At 61.4% G+C, this 8200-nt stretch carries 3 protein-coding genes; all 3 read right to left on the reverse strand.

Translation table 11 applies throughout. The annotated features are described in order from the left end of the window. Positions 1 to 17: 17 nt before the first annotated feature. Positions 18 to 1421 carry an HlyD family type I secretion periplasmic adaptor subunit gene (locus DOM36_RS17595; protein WP_157958673.1) on the reverse strand — a complete coding sequence of 468 codons (1404 nt, stop codon included), beginning with the start codon at positions 1419 to 1421 and terminating at the stop codon, positions 18 to 20. Beyond that, complete coding sequence (locus DOM36_RS17600) at positions 1405 to 3633, reverse strand: type I secretion system permease/ATPase (RefSeq protein ID WP_232823912.1); 2229 nt, start codon at positions 3631 to 3633, stop codon at positions 1405 to 1407. Before DOM36_RS17600 ends, DOM36_RS17595 begins: the two co-directional genes overlap by 17 nt. A 38-nt stretch (positions 3634 to 3671) precedes the next feature. Then, a partial coding sequence (locus tag DOM36_RS17605) for a VCBS domain-containing protein (protein ID WP_157958674.1) occupies positions 3672 to 8200 on the reverse strand: 4529 nt, incomplete at its 5' end.

Genomic DNA, 8200 nt, shown 5'->3' on the forward strand with positions numbered 1-8200 from the left:
TGTCTCGCTGCGTACGGTTAGCGTTCACGCATCGCCCCCTGCTGTGCACGAAGTATCGGTTTCAGCAGGTATTGCAGGATGGTCTGTTCACCGGTGATCACATCTACCGTCGCCTGCATCCCGGGAATGATCGCCAGGTTATCGACGTTTTTCCCCAGGTGATTGCTGTCGGTACGCACAGTCACCTCGTAATAGGTATTGCCCTTGTCGTCTTCTTCGGTATCCGGGCTGATTCGCATGACCTGTCCTTTCATGCCCCCGTAGATGGTGAAGTCATAGGCGGAAAACTTCACCGTCGCCGGCTGTCCCACGCGAATGAAGCCGACGTCTCGCGGCGAAATCCTCGCCTCGACCAGTAGCTGCTCCTCGATCGGCACGATCTCCATCAGACTCGCGCCGGGTTCGATCACACCACCGATGGTATTGACGTTGATCGACTGCACGCTGCCCCGAACCGGAGAAACAATCAGCGTCCGGTCGACACGATCCTGCAGGCTGACCCGCCCCTGCTGGAGGCTGTCCAGCTTGTTGCGCGCTTCGGTCAGCGCATCGGCGCTGCGCGAACGGAACTGCGCGGCGACGTCGCGACGCTTGCTGATCGCCTCCTCCAGTTCCGACTGCTTGGAAGGGATCGACAGTTGGGCGGATTCCAGATCGCCACGCTGATCATTGACCTCGCGCTGCAGATTGAGCAGGTCGACCTGCGAGACGATGCCCTCTTTCACCAGCGGCGCGGTAATCCCGAGCTGCTGCCGAGAGAGCTGGTAGCTGCGCGACAACGAACCGACCCGCGCCCGGATCTCCTCAAGCTCTTGCTGGCGCTGCTGAATCTGGGCCGCGGCCTGGTCGAGCTGCGACTGCAGACCATTGATGCGTGCGCTGTAGGCACTCGCCGCCGCGGTGTAGATATCCTGATTGGTCGTCTGGAATTCATCACTGAGCGGGATCGGCTGACGGCTGATCGCGACCTGATCGCGCCACGCCGCGGCATCGGGATTGACCTCGACGGAGGAGAGTTCGGCCTGATACTGCGCCACCGTGGCCTGCAGCCCGGCCAGCGTGGAGTTACGCTCGGCCAGGTCGGAAGTCGCTCGGGTCGGATCGATGCGTGCCAGCGGCTGACCGGCATCGACCACATCGCCTTCGTCGACGTAGAGCTCCCGCACGATGCCGCCCTCCAGGTTCTGGATCGTCTGCAGACGGGAGGAGGGAACGACTTGCCCCGTGCCACGGGTCACGACCTCGATGCTGGAAAGCCCGGCCCAGACCAGAAAGGCGATGAAGGCGGCCAGCAGGATCCAGATGATGATGCGCGAGCGCCAAGGCGTCGCCAACAGGGTAGCGGCACTGGCGTCGTCGGCCAGTTCCAGTTCGCGCGCGCTGGGCCGCGGCCACTTGACGACGTTATCCGCGCTGGCCATGCCGCACCTCCTGCTGGCTGCCGCCCGGGGCTGCGTCAGGTATCGAGTCGGCACTCGGCGGCGCCTGTACGCGGCCTTCGTTGAGCGCCTTGAGCACCGTCGGCTTGGGCCCATCGGCGATCAGCCGACCGGAGTCGAGGACGATGATCCGGTCCGCCACGTCGAGCATCGAACTCTTGTGCGTCACCAGCACCAGTGTCTGGCTGCGTGGCAGGTCGCGCAGCGTGCGTCGCAGCATCGCTTCGGCACGGTTGTCCATGTGCGAGCCCGGCTCATCCAGCAGCAACAGAGAAGGGTTGGTCAGGATCGCTCGTGCCAGCATCACAGTCTGACGCTGGCCGCTGGAGAGCAGCCGGCCACCCTCGCCGATCTGACGATCGAGACCATCGGGATCGCGTCGGGTGAATTCGCTCACTCCGGCGATGTCCGCCGCCCGCTGCACCGACTCGTCGCTGGCGTAGGGTTGGCCGAGAATGATGTTGTCGCGAATCGAGCCGAAGAACAGCGCGCTATCCTGCCCGGCGAAGCCGATATGACGACGCACGTCGGCGGGATGAATCTGATTGATATCGAGACCGTCGATGCGCACGCTTCCCGCCGTCGAGCGGTAGAGTCCGCTCATCAACCGCTCGACCGTACTCTTGCCCGCCCCCATGCGGCCGATGATCGCGACACGTTCACCCGGCTCGATGGTGAACGAGACATCGGTCAACACTTCCGCTGACTGTTCGCCGTAACGGAAGCCGACGTGGTCAAACTCGATGCGCATGTTGAGTTTGTCGCGATGAACGTAGTTCTTGGCCTCGTCGACCTCGTCCGGCAGATGCATGATGTGGTCGATCGCCGCCATGGCGCTGCGGGTCTGGCCGAAGCGCGTGATCAGCAGCGCCATCTGCGCCAGCGGCTGCAGTGCACGTCCCGTCAGCATCACGGCCGCGATCAAGCCGCCCATCGAAAGCTGGGCGTTGCCGATCAGATAGACCCCGAGCACCACCAGCGCTACCGTCGATATCTGGTTGACGGACATCGTGAGCGACGACACCGAGGTCGACAGGTTGCGGCTTTTCACTCCCCATTTGGCGATCTCGCCGACGGCGCGCTCGTAGCGGCGCTGCGTCTCGCCCTGTGCATTGGCAAGCTTGATGCTTTCCAGTCCCGCCACGCTCTCGACAAGTCTTGCGTGCTTCTCGGTCGCCAGCCGCGAACCCAGCTCGATGGAGCGCTTGAGCGGCCATTGAATGATGATGCTGTAGCCGATGAGGATGAGCAGCGCCACGATCGGCACCCAGACCAGCGGCCCGCCGACGATCCAGACCACGATCAGAAACAGAATCGCGAACGGCAGATCGACCAGCGTGGTCATGGTCATCGAGGTGAAGAAATCGCGGACCGAATCGAACTCCTGCAAATGCTTGACGAAAGCACCCACCGAGACGGGGCGAGCTTCCATACGCAGGTTCATCACCTTGGCGAAGATCTTGGCCGACAGCAGCACCTCGGATTTCTTGCCGGCCGTATCCAGAAACCAGGAGCGCACCTGACGCATCAGCAGGTCGAAGCAGACGATGATCCCCATGCCGGTCGCCAGCACCCAGAGCGTATCGAAGGCCAGGTTCGGCACCACCTTGTCGTAGACATTCATGGTGAACAGCGGCGCTGCCAGCGCGAACAGGTTGATCAACAGCGAAGCGATCAGTACGTCTCGATAGATCGGCGTCGAAAGCTTGAGCGTCGACCAGAACCAGTGACCCTCGGCCAGCTTCACGGTTTCGGGAGCACGGTCATCGAAGCGGTGCTCTCGCCGGGCGTAGATCACCTGGCCGGTCGCCTGCTCGCACAGTGAGGCCATGTCGACGGTCTCGGTACCGTCTGCCTCGGGAATGTACACCGTCGCCTGCCGACGCTGTTCGTCGCGCGCCAGCATCACCACGGCACGCCGCCCGTGCAGGATCAGAATGCACGGCAGCAGGATATCGGCGACACGATCCGCCCGCTGACTCACCAGCTTGGCCGACAGTCCCGCCCGCTGGGCCGCCCGCGGCACCAAAGACAGCGTCAACCTGCCATCGTCGAGGGGCAGACCCGCACTGATGACATCGGCCGATCTCGGCGTGCCGTGGTGGCGGGAAAGAAACATCAACGCGCCAAGAAGCGGGTCGATCTCCTTCTCTCCCACCGGGTCGGGTCGAAGCGGTGTCGGTTCTTCAGCCAAACCTGCGGCCTCCTGTCAGTCGATGTTCAGCCTTTGCCTTACCCATCGAGGTTCGTCTTGAGATTGCCGTTGTCCAGCAACGTCCTGATGATATCGGTATCCGAGTTGCCAAGCGTGGTCATATCGACGTTGCCGAATTCGATCTTCTGCGTCACTGCACCATCCGGGCCGTCGGTCTTGATCTGCAGCGTAGAACCATTGTTGCTGCCCGCCGTCGTGCCTTTCTCGAAATGCAGATACTGCGAAGCCAACGAGGCCAGTACCGCATTGGAAAGACTACTCGAGCCGATGTCGAGCATGTCGGATAGATCGACCACATCGCCACCGGCACCGCTCTTGAAGTCGGTGACCCGATCGATGGCCGGTGTCGCCGAGGAGCCCTGATCGCCGCGCATCCAGGCAAAGGTATCGCTGCCGTCGCCGCCGGTCAGAATATCGTTGCCCTTTCCACCTTCGAGACGGTCGGCGCCAGCGCCGCCGTCGAGGGTATCGTTACCCACGCCACCGAACAGGCGATCACGACCGGCACCGCCACTGAGCGTATCGTTGCCCTCGCCGCCCCGCAGGATGTCGTCGCCCTCTCCGCCGGTGAGAATGTCATTTCCTTTTCCACCGATCAGGACATCGTCGCCCTTGCCACCGCTGATCACTGTCGCACTGTTGTTGGCCACCAGCGTATCGCCGCTGTCGGTACCTGTCAGCGACTGACCGCGCTGATAGTCGACGGTCACCGACGCGGTATCGGTGCCCCCCTGGCTGTCGGTGAGAGTGTAGCTGGAGGTCAGCGTTGGATTATTTGGATAACCAATCTGCATGGTGAGATCGTAGTTCTCGGCCCCCAGGCCAGGATTAAAGAGTGTTGCATTGGCATCCTGTACGTTTTGGACCGTGATGGTGTAGTTGCGATCAACACCACTGAGGTTTGTAAAAGTTCCGCCATCGGCAAGCGACGTATCGCTTCCGCCCTCTGCTCGATAAGAGAGTGCAACGCCTGCTGCTGCCGTAGTCGACAGTGTCATTGACTCGCCCGCACGCAGAGTCAAAGTCATGGTATCGCGAGCATTCGACCCGAAAGAGGGGAACAACAGTCCCGTCGCACCCGCCAGATAGCCGCGAACGATCGTCGTGGCGACATTGGCGGGCTGATTCGCGATCGAAAAGCTGTTCCGATTGAGCGCAAAATTGTCGCTGTTGGTAAACGACTGCGTCTGCACGCTCGCCGCGGTGAAATCGGCCGTGCGATCCTTCCAGCCGGTGGTCAGTGTCAGCCCCGTCGCGGTGGCGGTTGTATCCGCCTTGATGACATCGTTGGCCAGCAGGACATCGGCCCCGATCGTAAGACTCGGGCTCATGATATTGGTGATGATGCGATCATCCATCGCGACCGTCACACCGCTCTTGACGTTGATGTTCATGACCCCGCTGGCCGTATCACCGTCGCTGTCACTCAGCGTATAGAGAATCGAATCGACACCGTAGCTGCCGGACTTGGCGGTATAGCGATAGCTACCATCGTCCATATCCATGACCAGCTTGCTACCCAGCGCCGTGGTCACGCTCAGGGCATGCGTGCTGTTGTCGACACTGAAGACGGCCGTGCTCGAGGATGCGGTGACCGCACCGCTACTTTTGTCGAAGGAGTAGGTAACGCCATCGATCACCAGGCTCTTGATGTAACCACCGTCCCCACCAAACGAGGAGAGACCATGCGCGCTGCCACTGATCACCCCATCCTGCAGCAACGGCATTTCCACCGTACCGCTGACTACGCTAGCCAGCGTATCCAGGTTGGTGACCACTACCGCGTCGATATTTACTCCGCCCCGCCCGTCGTACGCCACGGGATCGAGATACGTTTGCTTGGCGTCCCCGCCGATCCCAAGAGCCAGCGAGTCGATGGCATTCTTGCTGAGAAACGCTTTCCAGGCGGACTCTTCTGAGCTGCTGATTCCGTCCCCCAACTCCGTTTCGGTGGAAGTGCCGGAATTGCCGTAAAAGTATCCGTACCGGTCGTAATAACCAGCGGACGGATTGTCGCTCGAGAGTGTCGGCGCCCCGTCGGAAAAGAAGTACGACACGTTCTGCACGTCACCTGTCAGCTTGCCACCGGTATTCCACGCCATTTGCGCGTTGCTCAACGCATAGTCGTAGTTGGTGCCTCCGCTCGTCGTGAGCGCGTCCACCACTTTTAGCGCGTCAGGCACCGTCAGCCAGCTGTACTTGGGCGACGTGTCCAGTTGGTCCGAGAACGTCGCGAGTGCCACTTTGACGTTCCCGATATCGTCATAGCGGGTCAGCATTTCCTTGATCGATTGCTGAAGCACTTGCAGCCGGGTCTGTTCGACCCCGCCAACCGTGACTTTCTCGCTCATGCTGGCAGACGTATCCACCACCAGCAGTACGTTAGTGCTGACGGCGCCTTGGACCAGGCTCAACGACTGAGATTTCGCCACCGGCGAATCATCCTCTACGGTCACGCCGATCGAGCTGTTGGCCGTCACGCGGCCATCGCTGACCTTCACACCGAGATTGAAACTCAGCGTGTCCTCGCCCGCTTTCGGATGATCGACACCCGCTTTCAGCGTTATCTGATACTGGCCATTGGCATCGATCGTCGCGCGGACAATCTCCTTGCCACCGGCAGAGCCGATCAAGGTACCGCTGTCGCTACCGCTCCAGGTGATCGCGACGCCACCCGAGGTCAACGCCGTGGTCGGCGCCGTCAACGCATAGGTGAGAGTATCGCTATCGGCATCCGTCGCAACGACTCTGCCAGTAGTGACGGCGGAGTCCGTGGTATCCGATGTTCCGGCAGTGTCCGGCACACCGCCTGGCAGCCCCTCCTCGGAAACCGTCGCAGCGTTACTCTGGCCAACGATGACGGGCGCGTCGTTTACCGGATAGATAGTGACGGGAATCGTTACGCTGGTAGTCGACGTATCTCGGTTGCTGCTCTCGGTTGATGTGACCGAGGCGACGAGATTGAACGACCCGTTATAGTCGGCGATCGGCTTGACCGTCAGCGTGTTGAGGTTCCAGCCACCGAGGTCGACACTGGTCTTGCCGCTGGTGGCGACGAACGTATTGGTGCCATCACTGATCGTGGCACCAACAGGAATGCCACTCAGGCGCACGCTGCCAAGCGTCTCGGAGCCATCGATATCGGTCAGCGCTGCCGCGATCTTCGACAGATGAACGACGCTATCCTCGTCGCCCTGGTTCATGGCGTAGAGCTGATAGTAGCCATTGCCCTTTCCATCGGAGCCCAACAGCCCTGAATGGTTGACGTTGGCCGTATCCAGCGCACTGACATCCTGCATCAGCACGTAGTTGCTCGCGTTTAGCGGGACCGACGCACCACCGTTGACGCCGACATTGAGCGAGTAGCTGCCGGCCCCCGCCTGGTTGTGGTGGTAGAGATCCAGCGTGTAGTAACCGCTTACCGTCGGCTTGTAGCTGCCGGAATAGTTGCCGGAACTGCCACCCCACGTCCCCTGTCCGACCACGTTTCCGCCGATCAGCACGCGGATACTGTCATCGCCAGTGCCGTTGAAGGCATAGGTTTTCCCAGCTTCCAGATAGATTAGTCCCGACAGATGCGTCCCAGTGCCAACGGCCACATTGGTATTGGCCGCAGCCGTGACATTGCCACTGCTGGCGGGTGTACCGGCGCGATCGATCGCGGCCTGCATGGCGGCCGGGTCGGCGCCATTGCCGTTGGTCCCGAGCGTCGTGATGGAGAAGGTGTCGCGCGTTAAACCAGCGCCAGCGGCAGTGTTACTGCCCAGGGTGATCGATGGCGCATCGGCGACCGCGGTGACATTGATCGTTGCCGTCGCCGGAGTCGAATCTTTGGCGCCGCTGCTGTCGATCGCCGCGTACTTGAGCGTGGTCGTGCCAGCCCAGTCTCCCGTCGGCTTGAAATAGACCGTCGCGCCATTGCTGCTGGCGGAGATCGAGGCACCGGGCGTCAGCGCTTGAGTTCCCGCCGCGTCACGATAGAAGGTACCGTTGGCGCCAAGGCTCGAGATCTCGAAACTGCCAATGTTGCCGTCCACATCGGTTCCGGCAAGATTGACCGCGATAAGTGATGACGGATCCTCCCTGCCAGTGACACTCACATCCAGCGTCTCCGGCAGCTCATTGGTGCCGACGATCGTCACGGCGATGGTTTTCGTGGTGCCATCCAACGTGGAGACAGTGAAATTCTCGACCTTGGTTTCGCCAGCTTTCAGGTATTGCACCGCACTATTGGCAACGCTGTAACTCCAGTTACCCCCGGCGGTGATGGCAAGCGTTCCCAGGGTGCCGGCGGCGGCATTGGCGCTACCCGGCACGAAGGCACTCTGGCCATTATCCGCATCGGTCACCGTCAACGCGCCGCTGGCGGTCAGGTTACCCGAGGTATTGACGTTGCTGTCTTCGGTCACCGAGCCGGTAGCGGTGCCGGTGATGACCGGGGCATCATTGGTGCCGGTCACCGTTACGGTCAGCGTCGAGGTGGCGGTGCCGCCCTGGCCATCGCTGACGGTGTAGCTGATCTGCGTATTGCCGGTCTGACCCGCGG

It is taken from the genome of Salinicola sp. CPA57 (genome assembly GCF_003206035.1).
In the GTDB taxonomy this organism is placed as follows: Bacteria; Pseudomonadota; Gammaproteobacteria; order Pseudomonadales; family Halomonadaceae; genus Salinicola; species Salinicola socius.